The organism is Streptomyces zaomyceticus, from assembly GCF_014656215.1.
In the GTDB taxonomy this organism is placed as follows: domain Bacteria; phylum Actinomycetota; class Actinomycetes; order Streptomycetales; family Streptomycetaceae; genus Streptomyces; species Streptomyces zaomyceticus.
Genome location: NZ_BNBZ01000020.1, coordinates 100,104 through 116,029, shown reverse-complemented (window position 1 = coordinate 116,029; position 15,926 = coordinate 100,104). Strand labels below are relative to the sequence as shown.

The 15,926-nt window shown below is 68.5% G+C and carries 15 protein-coding genes and 1 pseudogene; 7 read left to right on the top strand and 9 right to left on the bottom strand.

Annotation, left to right across the window (positions count from 1 at the left end; translation table 11 throughout):
- Positions 1 to 5: 5 nt before the first annotated feature.
- The 5 genes from IE311_RS24515 to IE311_RS24495 form a co-directional block, all read right to left on the bottom strand.
- Complete coding sequence (locus tag IE311_RS24515; protein ID WP_189833951.1) at positions 6 to 1,472, bottom strand: SCO6880 family protein; 1,467 nt, start codon at positions 1,470 to 1,472, stop codon at positions 6 to 8.
- A gap of 132 nt (positions 1,473 to 1,604) precedes the next feature.
- Entirely contained in the window at positions 1,605 to 3,002 is a 1,398-nt protein-coding gene (locus tag IE311_RS24510; RefSeq protein ID WP_189833950.1) for an SCO6881 family protein, read from the bottom strand.
- 27 nt (positions 3,003 to 3,029) lie between these two features.
- Positions 3,030 to 3,719 (bottom strand): hypothetical protein, encoded by a 690-nt coding sequence (locus tag IE311_RS24505; protein WP_189833949.1) that lies wholly within the window; start codon positions 3,717 to 3,719, stop codon positions 3,030 to 3,032.
- Positions 3,719 to 4,027: a DUF6112 family protein gene (locus tag IE311_RS24500; RefSeq protein ID WP_189833948.1), complete on the bottom strand. Its 309-nt coding sequence runs from the start codon at positions 4,025 to 4,027 to the stop codon at positions 3,719 to 3,721. Before IE311_RS24500 ends, IE311_RS24505 begins: the two co-directional genes overlap by 1 nt.
- A 90-nt stretch (positions 4,028 to 4,117) precedes the next feature.
- Positions 4,118 to 5,263 (bottom strand): C40 family peptidase, encoded by a 1,146-nt coding sequence (locus IE311_RS24495; protein WP_189833947.1) that lies wholly within the window; start codon positions 5,261 to 5,263, stop codon positions 4,118 to 4,120.
- A 578-nt stretch (positions 5,264 to 5,841) separates the two neighbouring features.
- Here IE311_RS24495 and IE311_RS24490 point away from each other — a divergent pair.
- Positions 5,842 to 6,588, top strand: coding sequence for a DNA-methyltransferase (locus IE311_RS24490; RefSeq protein WP_189833946.1), 747 nt, complete (start codon positions 5,842 to 5,844; stop codon positions 6,586 to 6,588).
- Positions 6,589 to 6,686: 98 nt separating this feature from the next.
- Here IE311_RS24490 and IE311_RS24485 read toward each other — a convergent pair whose 3' ends face one another.
- Positions 6,687 to 7,619 (bottom strand): DUF5655 domain-containing protein, encoded by a 933-nt coding sequence (locus IE311_RS24485; RefSeq protein ID WP_189833985.1) that lies wholly within the window; start codon positions 7,617 to 7,619, stop codon positions 6,687 to 6,689.
- A gap of 265 nt (positions 7,620 to 7,884) precedes the next feature.
- Here IE311_RS24485 and IE311_RS24480 point away from each other — a divergent pair, with 265 nt between their 5' ends.
- Positions 7,885 to 8,886: a hypothetical protein gene (locus IE311_RS24480; RefSeq protein WP_189833945.1), complete on the top strand. Its 1,002-nt coding sequence runs from the start codon at positions 7,885 to 7,887 to the stop codon at positions 8,884 to 8,886.
- A gap of 81 nt (positions 8,887 to 8,967) precedes the next feature.
- Here IE311_RS24480 and IE311_RS24475 read toward each other — a convergent pair.
- Together IE311_RS24475 and IE311_RS24470 are read right to left on the bottom strand one after the other, a co-directional pair.
- A pseudogene (locus IE311_RS24475) lies at positions 8,968 to 9,775 on the bottom strand (IS5 family transposase).
- Between the two features lie 68 nt (positions 9,776 to 9,843).
- The gene (locus tag IE311_RS24470; protein ID WP_189833944.1) at positions 9,844 to 10,335 is read right to left on the bottom strand and encodes a hypothetical protein; all 492 of its coding nucleotides are present in this window, start codon (positions 10,333 to 10,335) and stop codon (positions 9,844 to 9,846) included.
- Positions 10,336 to 11,388: 1,053 nt separating this feature from the next.
- Between IE311_RS24470 and IE311_RS24465 the strand changes: the two genes are divergently transcribed.
- Positions 11,389 to 12,402 carry a nucleotidyltransferase gene (locus IE311_RS24465; RefSeq protein ID WP_189833943.1) on the top strand — a complete coding sequence of 338 codons (1,014 nt, stop codon included), beginning with the start codon at positions 11,389 to 11,391 and terminating at the stop codon, positions 12,400 to 12,402.
- Between the two features lie 468 nt (positions 12,403 to 12,870).
- Entirely contained in the window at positions 12,871 to 13,380 is a 510-nt protein-coding gene (locus IE311_RS24460; RefSeq protein ID WP_189833942.1) for a hypothetical protein, read from the top strand.
- Positions 13,381 to 13,447: 67 nt separating this feature from the next.
- On the opposite strand, the gene IE311_RS24455 is transcribed toward IE311_RS24460, so the two are convergent.
- Positions 13,448 to 13,687: a helix-turn-helix domain-containing protein gene (locus IE311_RS24455; protein ID WP_189833941.1), complete on the bottom strand. Its 240-nt coding sequence runs from the start codon at positions 13,685 to 13,687 to the stop codon at positions 13,448 to 13,450.
- 505 nt (positions 13,688 to 14,192) lie between these two features.
- Here IE311_RS24455 and panD point away from each other — a divergent pair.
- The 3 genes from panD to IE311_RS24440 all read left to right on the top strand — a co-directional run bounded on the left by panD (position 14,193) and on the right by IE311_RS24440 (position 15,797).
- Positions 14,193 to 14,642 carry an aspartate 1-decarboxylase gene (gene panD, locus IE311_RS24450; RefSeq protein ID WP_189833940.1) on the top strand — a complete coding sequence of 150 codons (450 nt, stop codon included), beginning with the start codon at positions 14,193 to 14,195 and terminating at the stop codon, positions 14,640 to 14,642.
- A gap of 82 nt (positions 14,643 to 14,724) precedes the next feature.
- Positions 14,725 to 15,069 carry a GNAT family N-acetyltransferase gene (locus IE311_RS24445; RefSeq protein ID WP_189833939.1) on the top strand — a complete coding sequence of 115 codons (345 nt, stop codon included), beginning with the start codon at positions 14,725 to 14,727 and terminating at the stop codon, positions 15,067 to 15,069.
- A complete protein-coding gene (locus tag IE311_RS24440) occupies positions 15,066 to 15,797 on the top strand; it encodes a hypothetical protein (protein ID WP_229902124.1) in 732 nt (243 codons plus the stop codon). Before IE311_RS24445 ends, IE311_RS24440 begins: the two co-directional genes overlap by 4 nt.
- Positions 15,798 to 15,926 lie beyond the last annotated feature (129 nt).

Here is a 15,926-nt window from a genome sequence, read left to right as displayed (position 1 = left end):
CGGCGTCAGGCGGAGAGCGCGAGCGGCAGGGCGGCGGCGGTGAACGCTTCGGCCTGCTGCCAGGTCAGCGGCCGGACGTCGAGCTGGGCGCCGACGGCGGCGGTCTCCACGACTGCGCAAGCGGAGCGGAGTTCGTCCTCGGAGTCGGCCGAGACGGTCAGCAGGCCGGTCAGGGCGACATCGGCGTGGCCCGCGATGAGCTGGCGCTCGCGGGACTTGATGTCCTGGTACTCGATCGAGTCCGCCTCGGAGTCGACCTGGCCGCGCCGGGCCCGCTCGGCGGCATCGGCGATCACGCTGGCCTTCTTGCGCTGGACGTCGCGCAGTGCGGCGTCCAGTCCCTTCGGCTCGTAGGAGAGCGACAGTGTGCGCCGGACGCCGCCGGTGAACAGGAGCTGGTGCAGGAAGCCGGCCGACGTTTCGGTCCTCGGCCAGTTCTCCACCCAGTACGTGGCGTGGACAGCCGAGTCGGTCGCGATGTGGTCCGCCTTCTCGACGACCACGACGGGTCCGGCGGCGGCGGGCTCGGCCTCGGGACGGCCGGCGGTGGACCACCGGTCCAGCGCCGTGAGGGCCTTGGGGTCGTAGGCGGTGCGCACGACGGCGGCGATCTCGCGGGCGGTGAGCCAGCCGGTGGGGTTGAGCCCGGCGGTCCTCGCGGCCTGGTCGAAGGTGGAGGTCAGCTGCGCCAGGACGCTGAAGGAGCCGGTCAGGCCACCGCCGGCCTGGTTGATCAGCCGTCGCGCGGCCTTGGCGTCCAGCGCTACCGCGACGTATGCCTCGTGGGGTGCCGCCGCCGGGCCCGCGCTCTGGATCAGCTCGCTGTAGATCGTGCCGGCCATGGGGGCGTGGGGTCGGCCGTGCTCTTCCCAGTAGCGGCGAAGCGCGTCGCCGGAGTCCGGGACGGTGCGCTCGATCACCTGGATGCGGGCGATCTGCCCGGTACGGGCCAGCGCGGCCAGCGCGCGTCCCCAGCCGTTGACGTTGGCCTGCTGGGTGCCCGGGTCGAGCAGCGCGTAGGCGCGGGAGGAGACCTTGACCACGGCGGTCAGCGTGCCGCTGTGGGGATCGTGGACCGCACCGTACCGGCCGTCGGGGGCGGTGACCACGCGCAGGCTGGCGGCGGTGCCGGGAAGGTGGAGGAGTCCTTCGCGGGTCGGCCGACGGGAGGGCCGGGTGAGCCAGACGAGCTGGCCGCGCATCCGGCGCAGGACGTAGCGGGTGACGATCGGAGCCCAGTCCGCCAGGGCACGGCCACGGTGGCGGACGAAGACGAACAGGGCGATGACGGCCCACAGTGGGATGAGCTGGAGGGCGCCGACCACGCCGCGGGTGAGGACGACGGCGAGAAGGAGAAGGCCGGTGAGGCCGGCGACGAGCAGCTGCGGGGCGGTCAGTCCGAGCAGGATGCCGCGCCTGCTGCGGTGGGGGAACTTCACGGTGGCTGTAGGGGCCTGGTGCTTGCCGGACATGGTGGTTCCAGACGGTGGGAGCGGGCGGAGGACGGGGTGCGCGGCGCTCTTCTGGAGGTCATGGGGGACTCCTCTGCTGGTCGGTCAGGGTGGGGCGGGCCGTGGTGTACAGCCCGCCCCGGGGGTGATGGGTCAGGAACCCGACGGCGGCTGGTTGGGGAACACCCAGTTCGTCGGCGTCGGAGAACCGGTGGCCGACAGTCCGGCAGGGGGCGGCGGTGCGGTCGCGGGGCCGGCAGGCGGCAGGGAGGTCATGCTGCCGCCCGGTCCCGACGCGCCGACGAGATGATCGGAACTGCCGGTGACGCCGTGGGCGACCCCCTCGGACCCTTCCGCTTCGTCCGCGCCGGGACGCGTGATCAGCGGGGGGATCCCGGGCCGCTGGATCAGGGCCCGGCCCTTGTCACCGGTCGCGTTCGGGTCCTCGCCGTACCGGAAGCGGGTCTGCTGCTTGGGCGGCCCGGCGTCGATGCCCTCCTTGCTGAGGTTGCCGCCGGCGGGATTGATGCCGGAGGCGACGCCATCGGCGCCCGCGCCGGGGACCTTGTTCGGCCCCTGGGGAGCGGGAGAGCCGGTGCCGGCCTGCATCGCCAGGGTGGCCGCGGTCTTCGCCGCCCCGGCGGCGACCGCCATGCCGGCGACGCCCGTGCGGTGCAGGTCGTCGTGGCCGCCGCCGTCGCTGGCCCAGTGCACGAACTTGTACGTCGCGTACGGGCAGAGCAGCACGAGGACCATCACGACGATGCCCGCCATCGCGTCGGACAGGGCGGCCATCCCGTCGCTCGCGTCGCTCTTGCCCACGGCGGAGACGCCGATCAGGAAGACCACCGTCATCAGGAGCTTGGAGACGACCAGGGTGGCGGTGGCCTCGATCCAGCCGCGCCGCCACCGCTTGGCGACCTCCCAGCCACCGCCGGCTCCGGCGAACACGGCGAGCGAGACCATGATCAGGACGCCGACCTTGCGGGCGACCATGACGCCCCAGTACAGGAAGGCGCCGATCGCGCACCCGAGGGCGACCAGGGCTGGGACGCCCCAGCCGAGGCCGTACATCGCACCCAACTCGTTGACCTTCACCACGCGCCGGATCGCGTCGTCGACGGAGGTGTTGGCTGCATGGAACAGTCCGTCGGAGAGGGCGTCGACCACGGTGATGGCGACGGTGGTGAAGGCGATGGCGGAGAAGCTGAAGAGGACGCCGGTCATGGTGCCGAAAGCGGCCTGAGCAAGGGCGCGTTCGTCGCGTCGCCAGGCCGCGGTCATGAGCTGGATGCAGAAGATGCCGACGGTCAGGGCGAGCCCGATGGGCAGCAGGAGCTCGTAGTTGTCCCGGAACCATCCGGCGTTGAGGTCGATCGCGGTCGTCTCGTTGACGGCCTTCGCGGCGAGATCGGCGGCGCTGGCCGCCAGTTCGCCCATCGACTTCGCGATCCACGCGCCGATGCCGTCGGTGACGGTTCCGGCGGGGTTGGTGGCGAAGTCGACGGCTCCGCACACCTTGTCCATCAGTGGGAAGTCGCAGACTCCCATGGCGATACCTCCTTTCCTGAACGGGGATCAGGGCGCGACGGACGGCATGACGCCGACCAGGGCGCAGGGAATGTCGGGCCAGCACTGGACCGCGAGGGTGGTGGCACGGCTCTCCGCGCCGCCGGCGGGCGAGCCCTTCCAGGCGATCGCCTGTTTGCCGGAGACCGTGACGGCGTAGACGTACGCCTGGGTGATCGCCCCCGGGTCTTCCTGAAGGGCCCGGGTGAACGTGTTCGGGAAGTGGCCCTCGTACACCTTGGCCGTGGCGAACTGGCCGTTGGCGGCCATCTCCTTCCACAGCACCGCCGAGGGGACGACCTTGTCGACCGAGGCCGGATCGGCGTACTTCGCCTCCGTGGTCAGCCACCCGCGCAGAGCCTTCCGCAGCTCGGGCTGCGAGTACGCACGGGTGTCGTAGGACCACAGCGCTGCCGCGGCTGCCTTCCCGTACGCGATCGGGTCATGGGTCTTCGGCGGGACCGGAAGGGCACGGAGACGGGTGTGCGGGGTGGACGACCCGGATGCCGAAGGGGCCGAAGAGGAGACCGAGGGTGAACTCGGCGGTGGAGCAGGGGTTTCGGATGGGCCCCTGCCGTCGCGGGTGAGGTACGCGGCCAGGCCGGCGAGGGCGACGAGTACCACCAGGACGACGGTGCCGAGCAGCGCCCGGCGGCGCACGCGAGATGCGCCGCCGGGGTGTGTGGAGTGCTGAGCCATCAGTGGACCTGCGTCCCCAGCGTGCTGAAGAAGGCCACCACGCCGTTTGCCGCACCGAGCAGAAGGGCCGCGCCGGCGCTCACCAGCACGCCCTTCTTGCCGTTGGCCTCCGCCTGGTGGCCGCCGGAGTGGTGGCCCCAGGCCCACACGCCCGCGCTGACGGCGAGGGCGCCGACCACGGCGATGAGACCGAAGAGGTTGATGGAGCCCATCACCTGCTTGAGGACGGACAGACCCGGCAAGCCGCCCTCGTTCGGCTTGATCCCGGGGTCGTAGGCGAGCTGAATGACCTGGTTGGCGAGATACATGAAGAACTCCAGTTCGATTACGCGTACGTCAGAGCCCCGCTGGGGCGAAGCGGCCGTGTGAAGAAAGAGGGAGAGGGGAGGAAGCGCCGGTCAGACGACTCGGCGGGCCGCGAGAATCCGCGGTTTCCAGGAGGCGAGGGTCGTGATGCGGACCACGTCGCTGGTGCGCGGGGCGTGCACGATCATGCCCTGCCCGATGGCCATCCCGACGTGCTCGGGCACGGCGGCCGTCCCCTCGGTGAAGAGCAGGTCACCCGGCCGGAGGGCGTCGACCGATACCGCCTTGCCCTCCTTGACCTGCGTGTACGTCGTCCGCGTCAGGGTGACCCCGGCGGCCTTGTACGCCTGCTGCATCAGGGAGGAGCAGTCGCACCGGCCCATGGCGTCCTCGCCGTGAGAGTCGGTGCAGGTCCCGCCCCACTGGTACGGCGTGCCGAGCTGGCCGAGCGCCCACCGGATCGCCGTCTGGACCTCTCGCGGAGCGTTGGCGGGGATCTTGTAGTCGGCTGGCAGCGCGCCGGGCGGGATGGTGCCGAAGTCGGTCCCGCCCCCGTCCGCCGAACAGCCGCCCGCGACACTGGGCGGAGGACTGCTGGCGCCGGCCGAGCCGGACGGCGACGAGTCCGGAGACGCGCCGCTTGCCTTCGGCAGCAGGGGCTCGATGGCCTCCTGCAGAGCGGTAGCAAGCGGCTCCCACTTGGCGTACGCCTCCGGGAAGCCCGACTGCTGCACGGCCTGGGCGGCCTGGGTGATCGACAGGGATTGCCAGCCCGAGACCGTCCGCAGCCCCTCGTAGAACTTGGTCGAGGCGTGCACCGGGTCGAGGATCTCGTTCGCCGTGCCCCAGCCCATCGACGGCCGCTGCTGGAAGAGGCCCAGCGAGTCCCGGTCGCCGTAGGTCAGGTTCCGAAGGCCGCTCTCCTGCAGGGCGGTCGCCAGGGCCACGACCTGCCCGCGGGCCGGGATGTTCATCGCGACGCCGGTGGCCTGGATCGTCTTGGCGTTGGACACCTGCTCGGCCGGGTCGTCCAGACCCGGCACGGAGACCGAGCCCTTGTCGCCGCCGTCCAGGATGGCCTTCACCTGGGCGGCGACGGCGGCGGTATCCACATCCTGTGCCCCGCCGGTCGAGCAGGTGGCCGAGGCGGCCCCGGCCCCAATGGCGAGAATCGGAACGGCCAGCAGCAGCGTAGCGGTTGCGCAGAGACCGACGACGCCCTTGGTGGTCTTCTTCATCGCCGCCGCCGTTCACCGAGGCGGCGGTGCCGGCCGGGTGACGGCGTCGGGTCGGGGTGCGGATGTATCAGGGCATGCTGCATCGCAGCGGCTCCTCGGTGTTCGTAGGAGGCGCGGTGCCGACTTCTCGTGCAAAGCCGCCGGCACCGCGCCGATGTGCATCCGCCCGCTCGGGCGGGCCCGGGTCAGAGGAGTTGGTAGCTCCCGGACGCCGGTTTCAGGTCACGCGCGGCAGCCAGCCGCGCTCGTAATCTCTGGCAGTGCACCGAGGCTCCTGACGGCGTGCGGGAAGGAAGAGGACAACGTGCCTCCGATACCGCTCGACTGAACGAGAAAGCACGGAAAGCGCAGGTCAGCGGGGTGGAGCGAGGCTCCTGTCCGGTGACACGGCGAGACAGTAGACCGGCATTCCGGCCGCACCAAACGACTCCCGGACCCCGGCCAGCAGCACGGCCCGTCTCGTTGGGTACGGCCGGAGATCGCCGCTAACCTCCAGCACAACCCCGCCCCGGAAGAACGCCGTTGAGCGCTGCCTGGAGCGGTCCCAGCCCTGCCATGCCCTGAGAGAGGCCCTTCCCATGAGCTACACGCTGCACCGAGGCGACGCCCTGACCGTGCTGAAGTCCCTTCCGGACGAGAGCGTGAACGCCGTGATCACCGACCCGCCGTACAACTCCGGCGGCCGTACGAGCTCGGAACGCACCGGACGGACCGCGCGCGCCAAGTACGTCACCAGTAACAGCGCCCACAACCTCGCCAACTTCCCCGGCGAGAACCGCGACCAGCGCTCCTACCGCTCCTGGCTGACCGAACTGCTCACCGAGGCGTACCGGGCCTCGACCGAGCACGCGGTGGCCATGGTCTTCACCGACTGGCGCCAGGAACCGACCACGACCGACGCCCTGCAGATGGCCGGGTGGACCTGGAGCGGCACCATCCCGTGGATCAAGCCCGCCAGCCGGCCCCGCAAGGGCGGGCCGAAGCAGGACTCCGAGTTCATCGTCTGGGGCGTCAAGGGATCCCTCGACAACACCCGCGACCTCTACCTGCCCGGCCACTACATCGCCTCCCAGCCCCGCAAGGATCGGGTCCACATCACCCAGAAGCCCGTCGAGATCATGCAGCAGCTCGTGCAGATCTGCCCCGAAGACGGCACCGTCCTTGACCCGTTCACCGGCAGCGGCTCCACGGGCGTCGCGGCCCTTCGCGAAGGACGTCGCTTCGTGGGCGTCGAGCTGTCCTCGCACTACGCCGACGTGGCCGAGCAGCGACTCCGCGCCGAGCTGACCAAGGGCGACTTCGACTTGGCCGGACCGGAGGCGTGATCACGAGAGCGGAGAGAGCCCGGGGCCGGCGGGCCGCAGACGCCGAAGGGCGGCTGGAGCATCGAGAATCCGATGCACCAGCCGCCCTTCTCGTTGCGTCACGCCGCCTCGAACGCCCGCCGGATCAGCGGCGCCGCCTTCTCCAGGTCCGCTGCCGAGGCGAGACGTACCTCCAGGTCCCCGGTACCCAGGTGCCCGATGCCCCGCATGTCCCGGGTGAAGCCCTCCTCCAGTGCGACCGTTTCCGGGTCGAGTCTGAGATAGACCAGGATTGCCTCGTGCTTCGGACGGAAGATCACCGATGCCACGTTCACCAGCCGCCGGTAGGCGATGTAGTGCCGCAGCGACGCCACCTCCACCTCGCCCCACGCCGTGAGCGCCTCGTCGAGCTCCGCGTACAGGTCCCGCAAGGACTCCGGCACGAGGCCAACCCCCGGCGCAGGAACCACCGGTGCCTTCGGCGCGCTACCGACCACCCCGTCCCGCTCCCGGCTCCGCCGAGACGAAGCAGCGCTCGCTGAGCCGGGCGAGGAGTCGACGAGCAGCAGGCTCAGCAGGCCGCCCTCGAAGACCCGGTAGCGCACCAGGTCGATCCGCTCGGGCAGCCACTGCACGGCCACACGGTCATGGTGGGAGAAGCCGGCCGCGATGCAGACCATCCGCGGACGCCGCCAGTCGATCGACTCGGCCGCCTCCGCACCCAGCACCTTCCGGACCAGCGCCTCGAACTCGTGCTGCGCCGAACGCAGCCAGGACAGATACGAGACGGCCTGCGACAGCACCCCGCTGTCGGAACCCCGCTTGAACTCGATCACCACCGGGCTGCCGTTCTCATCCAGCCCCAGCGTGTCGATCCGCCCCCGGTGCCACGGACCGGTCGCGTACTCCGACGCCACGAACCGGATACCGAGCATCTGCTCAAGACCGGCCTCGACCCGCCGCTGCAGCTCCACCTCCAGCGCCACCGTCGAACCGGACAGCTCGACATCCCGCCCGTCCGCGTCGCGCCGGAACAACATAAGCTCCGCCACCAGCACCCCTCCCAGTGATCTCTGCAAGAAGAGCAATCGGGGCCAGGCTTGGTGTATTCCGTGAGCCAGGCCGCGCCTGACGAAAGGTCTTGGTTTGGTTTGCCGGAGGCAGTGAGACTTTCAGCGGCCACCCCCAGAGGGCGGATGGTCCTCTGAGGTTGCGGGCTTGTTCCTCGCGCTGTCCACGAAAGTCGCGTGCCGCCCGCACCACTGGTCAGGGATGATGTGGTGCAAGGTGACCGGGCTGCGTGTCGGGATGGGTTGCATGGAACAGTTGGAGTTGATCGTCGTGCAGCTCGAAGAAGCCAAGGGCTTGATCGAGAAAGGACGCGTGCCCCACCTCCGGCTGGCGTTCATACTTCTCGACAGTGTGACGGAACTGATCCTGCACCGGACAGTGCAGTCCGAGCTTTGGGACCAGGAGATGCTTACTGGCCTGCTGCCTACGTACAAGGGAATGGCGGACCATGGGCATGCGGAGGCGGTCGCCGAGGTTGAGGCCATTGAGGCCAAGATCATTTCCAAGTCCGATCTGAACAAGATTGATCGCAACTTCGACGCCAAGGTGGCTTTCCTTGTGGGGCGTGGAGTCCTGGACGCTGCGCTGGGCCCCGTGCTGGAGAAGCTGCACAAGTACCGCAACGAGATGTACCACCGTGACAAGCTGAGGCCCGAAGTCATCAAGCCCGCCACTTTGATCTACTTCGATTCCGCCTGCACTGCGCTGGACGCATACCGACAGCTCTACATGGCATACGGCTCTGCCTCGGCGCTCGGTCCTGAGCTCAAGAGGTACGCGGCGGACGATGGCCTATTGGGGCTCGTGAGCCAGGACCTCCCACAGAGGATTGCTGCCCAGCTGCGTCGCGAAGTGGGACTCGACCTGCCACAGGTGCGCAGTGCTCTCGTCCAGTACCTGCATGCTCGGCTGGATCAGGTGAGGGACGGACTCGTGTTCATCGAGGACAACCTCGGCGTCCCGCACCTCGTACGCGGAGATGCTCTGCGTCTGGTGCAGGCGAATCTCACGGCGACGACAACCCTCGAGCAGGTTCGCGGGCGAAGGTACCCGTACTCCAAGGCGGACATGGAGCGGTGGCGGCATCTGGTGTCCGAACTGGAGTCGATCGACGACAAACACCAGCTCGTCCATGAGTACGCCGCCATCGAAGACGCCTTGGAGCCCTTCGAGCAAAAGGTCGAGAAGGCTGTGACGGATCTCGACCGGCACCTCTCCCTCCAGGACGACATGGCGCGCGGCAAGTAGCGAGTTTGCAGCAATCCGTGAGCGGTGCCTGGATATCCGGCGCTATCGTGACTGGGATGAGCTGGTTGCTTACTGATCGTTTCAGAATGAGGTTCGGAGGCGGCGGAGGCATATAAAGCTGTAGGCCAGTTCGAGCAGGCCCTGGTGGAGGTCGGCGCGTCGCTCGTGCGGATGCGGAGCCGTTTCAACTGGTGCAGCCAGACGAAGGTGCGCTCGACGACCCAGCGAACCTTGCCCAGTCCGGAGCCGTGAGCGACGCCGCGTCGGGCGATCAGCGGCTTGATGCCGCGCTTCCATAGCAGGCGGCGGTACATGTCGAAGTCGTAGCCCCGGTCCGCGTACAGGCGTCGGGGCTTGCGGCGTGGACGTCCCCGCCGACCCCGGATCGACGGGATGGCGTCGAGTAGCGGCAGGAGCTGGGTGACGTCGTGCCGGTTGCCGCCGGTGAGGGTGACGGCCAGAGGGGTTCCGTGGCGGTCGACGATCAGGTGGTGCTTGGAACCGGGGCGGGCGCGATCGACGGGCGAGGGGCCGACGTGATCCCCCCTTTGAGGGCCCGGACGTGCGATCCGTCCACGGAGCAGTCGTCCAGGTCCAGCAGGTCGGCGCGGCGAAGTTCGGTCAGCAGGGCGGCGTGCAGGCGGGGCCAGACGCCGGCCTCGGTCCAGTCCCACAGCCGACGCCAGGCCGTGACTCCGGAGCAGCCCACGGTCTCGGCCGGGACGTCGCGCCAGGCAACGCCGGTCCGCAGGACGTACATGATGCCCGCGAGAGCCGCCCGGTCGGGAACGCGCAGCCGCCCGGGATGCCACCGGCGCCGTTCGGGAGCGGGTGGCAGCAGCGGGGCCACCCGCTCCCACAGGTCGTCAAGAACGAGATCAGCACGCACTCGGACACCCTGCCGACCAAGATTGGCAAGTGCAAGACCCGCAGCTCACCTCATTCTGAAATGATCAGTTAGTCCGCCTGATCACCATCCGGGGGCATCGACAACAACTGATGTGCCTGGTTCTCAAATTCGGTCAACTCGCCACGGAACCTGCCAAGCGCAGCCCCAAGCGCACGACGAAGCGTCCTCACCTCGTCATTTGGGCTACTACCTGTCACAGCAGCAAGCCAATCATTGAAACGGCTCTGAGCCTCGGACATGGCATCGAGCGTCAGAGCGCCAAGCAAGTTGTTCTCGTCTCGTGACGCGTAGAGCGCGTAATGCCGCTCCTGTACGCGGCATGCCTTCAGGGTCGAGTTCATCTGCCGCAGAGCCTCGTCCCTTGTCCCATAGCCCAAGGGAGCCAACACGGCAGCCTGCTGGTCAGGAATCTCGTAGAGCAGGATTGCGTGGTACGTGTCACTGATGGCCTGCTCAAAGAGACGCACCGTCTCCAAGTAGGACTGCTGCTTCTCCAGCCTCAGACGTTCTTCCCGCTGGCCGAAGAGCTGCAGCTTCACCCCCTCGACGGTGGCCTTGCCCTGTGCCCGTCCCGCTAGATACCCGCCGAGTGCCCCGGACAAGGCCCCGACAACTCCGATGCCAGCAGCCCATACGGCTGCATCCCCTTGATCCATGACGCAGGATTGTGCCTCACAGAGGGCTGCGCCCCGAGGGAGACTGATAGGAAACTCAGCCCCCACAGGGGCGGAGATCCTGACCTCCAACGAGTCGTTCACCGGCTGGACCAAGGCCTTCACCGACCCCCGTCTCTGCGTGGCCATCGATCGCGACGCTGTTTCCCGTGTCGGTTTTCCCGTCCCCGCCCGCCGAACCGGACGTGCCCGTTGGTCGAGCATCCGGCTCTCCATGTGTTCCGCTGGGTCAGGTGAGGTATTCGCCGACCTGGCCGACAAAGGCCACATCGTCGTGTTTCGTCCGGCGAAACGTGATCCGTCAGGATCGACCTCATCGATGTTGTATCGCTTGATTTCCGCTGCTCAGGCATGTCTAGCTCGGAGTCAGGGAGGCATGGGGCGTCTTGTCTCGGCTTCCCGAGACCGTCGATGCTTGGGTCTTCGGCAGCCAGCGCGCTGTCCTACCCGTCGGAGACCTGCTACCGCAAGCGGACTCCTAGCTGTTGGAGGAGTCCTCGTCTCGCCCTTCACGTGCCCCCGTCTGGTCACGGCTTCGCCCTACCGGAGCTATCGAGCTCCCCGGACGCCCCTTCCTCCGCAAGGCCATTCGGGGCCTGGCAGCTCTTCGTCTTGCCGGCGATGTAGGCGACCGTCCCCGGCCCGCTTCCCTTCAGCGACGCAGCAGCCTCTATCGGTGCCTTGGATCGTGTACGGGGACGGTTCCCCGCTCGACTCGCTGCATGTCGCCTTCGACCGGAGCCGGTCGGCCGCGTTGCCCATCTCCATGAGGGAGTGACGGACCGCCTCCTCCGTGCGACGGACTGTGGAGGAGGGCAAGTGATGGACCGTTTGCCTGGAGTCACCAAAGTCATATGCCTCATGAAGGTTCAGGCGCTCTGGAACAGGTGATAACGGTGCGAGAAGGAGGAACTAACGGTGAACCAGCAGACTTTGGGGAAACTCCTCGAAGACGCCCGTCACGCCATCCAAGTGACCGACGAGGAGCTCGACGAAGCCAGACGCCGAAGACGGCTCCTGGCCGGCGCCATGCGTCGTGCCTTCCCGGGCAGCACGATCTACTTCAACGGCAGCGTTGCGCACGGTGACGCGAACACCCCTCTGACCGACGTCGACCTCGGAGCGAAGCTCTCTGCGGAGGATGCCAAGGGCTATGGGCCAGGGGGAAGAAACGCTCTGCCGCTGATGGAGCGTACGAGGCAGGCGATCAGAGGTGAGTTGGGGGAGGAGTTCCCCGACCTCACCGTGAAGATCGAAGGTCAGCGCCGCGCCGTACTCGTCAGGTTTGGCGACCCCGTGACGCCCGGTCAGCCGGACTTCACGGCGGACGTGATGACCGCGATTCCGCACCCCTCGGGTGTGGGGTTGTACATCCCCAACATGGAGATCCCCGATCGGTGGGACCGCGCGGATCCTCTCACGCATACGAAGCTGGTGCTGAAGGCGTTGGAGGACACCGACCGTGTGTTCGCCCGCGCTGTTCGGCTGCTCAAGCACTGGAATGAAACGCACAGCAAGCCGCTCTGTTCCTGGAACATCAAAGCGCTCGCCCTTGAGTGCATCAAGGAACCGATGCCGCTGATCGACGCCCTCGAAGTCTTCTTCACGCATGCGGACGAGGCACTCAAGGATGGTCCCACGGACGATCCGGCCCATGTCGCAGGACCGATCCCGCTCAACATGCTGCGAGGAGATGTGCGTCGCCGCCTGCGTACGGCACGGGACTACCTGAAACTCGCGCAGGAGCACGAGGCCGAGGGCAGGCCACTCAGCGCGCAACGAGCGCTCAGCCGTGTCCTGCCGGAGATCGTCCCGGACGTGGACGCCACCGACGAGGAGCAGGATAGGATCCGCTCATCTTTCAGTGCCGCAGCGGCAGCTGGTCCCGGCTTGACCTACGGGGCAACGCCCACCCGAGCATGGGCTCCTTGAGATGGGCCGCTGGTACGGGGGTGAGCCGGTGTGGTGGGCCCCGCTCGAAAGGGATGCCAAGCTCCGCTTCGGCTCCGACCTGGCGCACCGTTACGGAGACGGGCGGCTGACCTATCACCTCTCCGGCCTCGACGTCGTCGGCGAAACGGATCCTGTCCTGGTCACGGTCAGCTTCTACGCCGATCCCTGGTACGACACGTACGGGCAGTGGCCCCAGGACTTTCCACGGGTCCACGCCAAACCGGGCGCCGCGTCCAAACATCGCTACGCCACGGACGATGCGCTGTGCCTCTGGTACCCGTACGATCCCGAGGAGCGCCGGTGGACCAGCGAGAAGGGACTTCTCGATCTTCTTGGGATCGTTGAGAGACACCTCTTCCTCGAACACTACTGGCGCTGTACGGGCGGGCATTACGGCGGTGAGTGGATCGTCGAGGACGCACCGCACGGCCTTCCGGAGGATCGCGATTGGTCCAGGAGCAGTTCCTCTCGACCGCGGCGCAGACGAGCGGCTGGTCATGGGTTCAGACGACCGCCCTGATCGTGCCCGTCGTCGCACTGCTGGGCGTCTACGCCACGTATGCCCTCAACCAGCGTGCGGCTCGCCGGGAGCGCAGGGCCAGGACTTTTGCCGAAGCGCTGACCGCCGTGGAGGAGTATCTGGAGATGCCCTACCGGATACGACGACGACCCGACTCGGCCGATGCCCGCAGAGAACTCACCGACCAGGTCAGTTCTCTCCTCGCCCGCATGGCCTTTCATCACTCCTGGCTCCAGATCGAGGCATCCGCGGTCGCCGAGCCTTACGCGGCCCTGGTGTCGGCAGCTCGTTCCGAGGCCGGCATGCACATGAGCGAAGCATGGATGCAGCCACCGATCCAGAATGACGACGGTATGAACCTGGGGCAGGCGTACCCCCGAGATCGCTCCGCCGCCGCGCGCGCCGCGTGCATCGAAGCCATGAAATCCAGCCTCTGACGGTGCCTTTCTGTCGCTGGTACGTCCGTTTAAGGAAGCTGTTCCCGGCAGCTGCTGCAATGGTCCTTTAGTGGATTTTCTGTTGTTCCAGCCACCTGAAGACCTCGGCCCTCTTGTATAGCACCTTGGCATTCTTGCCCCGCCCGAGCTTGTACCCCTTCAGGCCCAGTTTTGAGGCTTCCCTGTAGACCCAGCTCGTGGACATGCTCAGCATCGCGGCGACCTCGGAGGTGTCCATAAGGACGGGCTCGACGGGCTGGCGCCTGCGCGGTCGGCCGTTATCGGAGGGGTGCAGCTGCGGTTCCATGAGTATGACGGCTCCTCGAGCTGGTCTGAGGCTGATCGCAGTGCCGGGTCGCGCTCTGCTCTGGCCGAATTCAAGAGTTCTCGGTGGCCGCCCAATGCCATTACCAACAGCACCGGGCGGACCACGGCCATGGTCACGGGGACCGTCGGTTTTGCCGAGCCGAGATTCATTGGTAGGCGGCCGCGCCGCTTCGGGGGTTCCTGTGGTGATGGGCCTACGTGCACGTGGCGCGCGGGATCGCTGCGGCATCGTCGGAGTGACGGTGGTCACGAGGGCTCTTGAGTGCGTGCTGCGTAGGCTTGTGGGGTCGTCGCGGTGGGGCAGGGAGAGTAGGCGAAGCTCCTGAGCAGCGCCTGACGATGCGTCAGGAAAGTCAGCAAGTGGTCAGCATGAGTCCTGAAAAACCTGGGGAATGCTGCCCGAACATGCGACTCGTTGTAGGGTGGCGAAACAGCCCTTGACCTGCAAAAACGCAGGCAGGGAGCCTATGTCCAGGAGTACCTCAATGCTTCGAACGATATTCAAGTCCAAGATCCACCGGGCGACCGTGACCCAGGCCGACCTGCACTACGTCGGTTCCGTCACCGTCGACGCCGACCTGATGGAGGCGGCGGACCTCCTGCCCGGTGAGCTGGTGCACATCGTCGACATCGACAACGGGGCCCGTCTCGAGACCTATGTCATCGAGGGTGAGCGCGGTTCCGGCGTCATCGGGATCAACGGCGCCGCCGCCCATCTGGTGCACCCCGGGGACCTCGTGATCCTCATCAGCTACGCGCAGGTCGAGGACGCCGAGGCCCGGTCGTTCGTGCCGCGCGTCGTGCACGTCGACGCCGACAACCGCATGGTGGAACTGGGGACCGACGCGTCCGCGCCCGTCCCCGGGAGTGACACGGTGCGCGCCCCGCACGCCGTGCCCGCGCCGGCCGCTGAGTCCGTGGCCGCGGGGGTCTGAACGACCGAGTCGGGTGGTTCGAGCCGAGCGACCCCGGTCGAACGATGTGACCGCGCCGTCCGAGCCCAGGGAGGGCCGCCGCATGGCAGAGCCGACGATGCGTGACGACCGGGCCGGTGGGCGTCTCGAGGCGTTCGAGGGCGACACCTACGTCGGTGTCGTCGTCTACTTCGCCCTGGACGCCGAGCCGCACGCCCTGGTCGCGGTGCACACCGTCGTCGAGGACGGTCACGAGGGGAAGGGTGTCGCCGGGGCGCTCGTACGCGAGTTCTACGCGATGGCCGCCGCCGAGGGCGTCCCCGTCGTGCCGCTCTGCCCGTACGCCGCCGCGTGGGCCGAGCGCCACCCGGACGAGGCCCCGGTCGCCCCGTCCGAGCTGGTCCGTTCGGCGAAGCTCCAGCTCAAGGCCACCCCGGAACTGTGGTGAGCACGACGGGCACCCTGGCGCTGCTGCACACCTCGCCGGTCCACGTGCCCGTCTTCGACGGGCTGCGCGACCGGTACCACCCGGGGCTCGTCCTGCGCCACCTCGTCGACGAGAAGCTGCTGGTGCGCGCCCGGGAGGCGGGACCCGGGGCCGTCACGGCGTCGGTCGCCGCCGTGCTCGCCCGGGCCGTCGCCGACGGTGCCGACGCCGTGCTCTGCACCTGTTCCACGATCGGCGGGGTCGCCGAGCGCCAGGCGGCCGGGCTCGGCGTGCCCGTGCTGCGGGTGGACCGGGCGATCGCCGCCGAGGCCGCCCGGTACGACCGCATCATCGTGGTCGCGGCCCTGCGCTCCACCGTGGAGCCCACCGTCGCGCTCATCGCCGAGGAGTCGGGGCCGGGCACCTCGTTCATCGGCACCGCCGTGATGGAGGGGGCCTGGGAGCTGTTCGAGGCGGGGGACCGGGACGGCTACCTCGACGCCGTGGCGGCGGCGGTGGACGGCGCGCCCGAGACGGACGGCAGTGTCGTGGTGCTCGCCCAGGAGTCCATGGCGGACGCCGTCGGGCGGATGTCGACCCGGCGGCCCGTCCTGGCCGGCCCTCGTCCCGGGCTCGCCGCGGCCGCCGCGGCCGTGGCCGCGGCGCGGACCCGGTCGGCGGGAGCGCGGGACCGACCCGAAGGACGGGATCCGGCAGGCGCGGCCGGGCCCGCCGGGCGACCCTGGTGAGGGACGAACCCGTCGACCGAGAGGTCCCGTCATGACCCACCCGTACCCCGACCCGCTGCCCCCCTCGCCCATTCCGCCGCCGGTGCCCACCCCTCCGCCCGTACCTCCGCCGAACCCGGTGCCGGTCCC

What these genes read in the sequence shown, in the direction of transcription:
- IE311_RS24515 (WP_189833951.1), bottom strand. Translation starts at nt 1,472, where the DNA reads ATGTCCGGCAAGCACCAGGCCCCTACAGCCACCGTGAAGTTCCCCCAC.
- IE311_RS24510 (WP_189833950.1), bottom strand. Translation starts at nt 3,002, where the DNA reads ATGGGAGTCTGCGACTTCCCACTGATGGACAAGGTGTGCGGAGCCGTC.
- IE311_RS24505 (WP_189833949.1), bottom strand. Translation starts at nt 3,719, where the DNA reads ATGGCTCAGCACTCCACACACCCCGGCGGCGCATCTCGCGTGCGCCGC.
- IE311_RS24500 (WP_189833948.1), bottom strand. Translation starts at nt 4,027, where the DNA reads ATGTATCTCGCCAACCAGGTCATTCAGCTCGCCTACGACCCCGGGATC.
- IE311_RS24495 (WP_189833947.1), bottom strand. Translation starts at nt 5,263, where the DNA reads ATGAAGAAGACCACCAAGGGCGTCGTCGGTCTCTGCGCAACCGCTACG.
- IE311_RS24490 (WP_189833946.1), top strand. Translation starts at nt 5,842, where the DNA reads ATGAGCTACACGCTGCACCGAGGCGACGCCCTGACCGTGCTGAAGTCC.
- IE311_RS24480 (WP_189833945.1), top strand. Translation starts at nt 7,885, where the DNA reads ATGGAACAGTTGGAGTTGATCGTCGTGCAGCTCGAAGAAGCCAAGGGC.
- IE311_RS24455 (WP_189833941.1), bottom strand. Translation starts at nt 13,687, where the DNA reads ATGGAACCGCAGCTGCACCCCTCCGATAACGGCCGACCGCGCAGGCGC.
- panD (WP_189833940.1), top strand. Translation starts at nt 14,193, where the DNA reads ATGCTTCGAACGATATTCAAGTCCAAGATCCACCGGGCGACCGTGACC.
- IE311_RS24445 (WP_189833939.1), top strand. Translation starts at nt 14,725, where the DNA reads ATGGCAGAGCCGACGATGCGTGACGACCGGGCCGGTGGGCGTCTCGAG.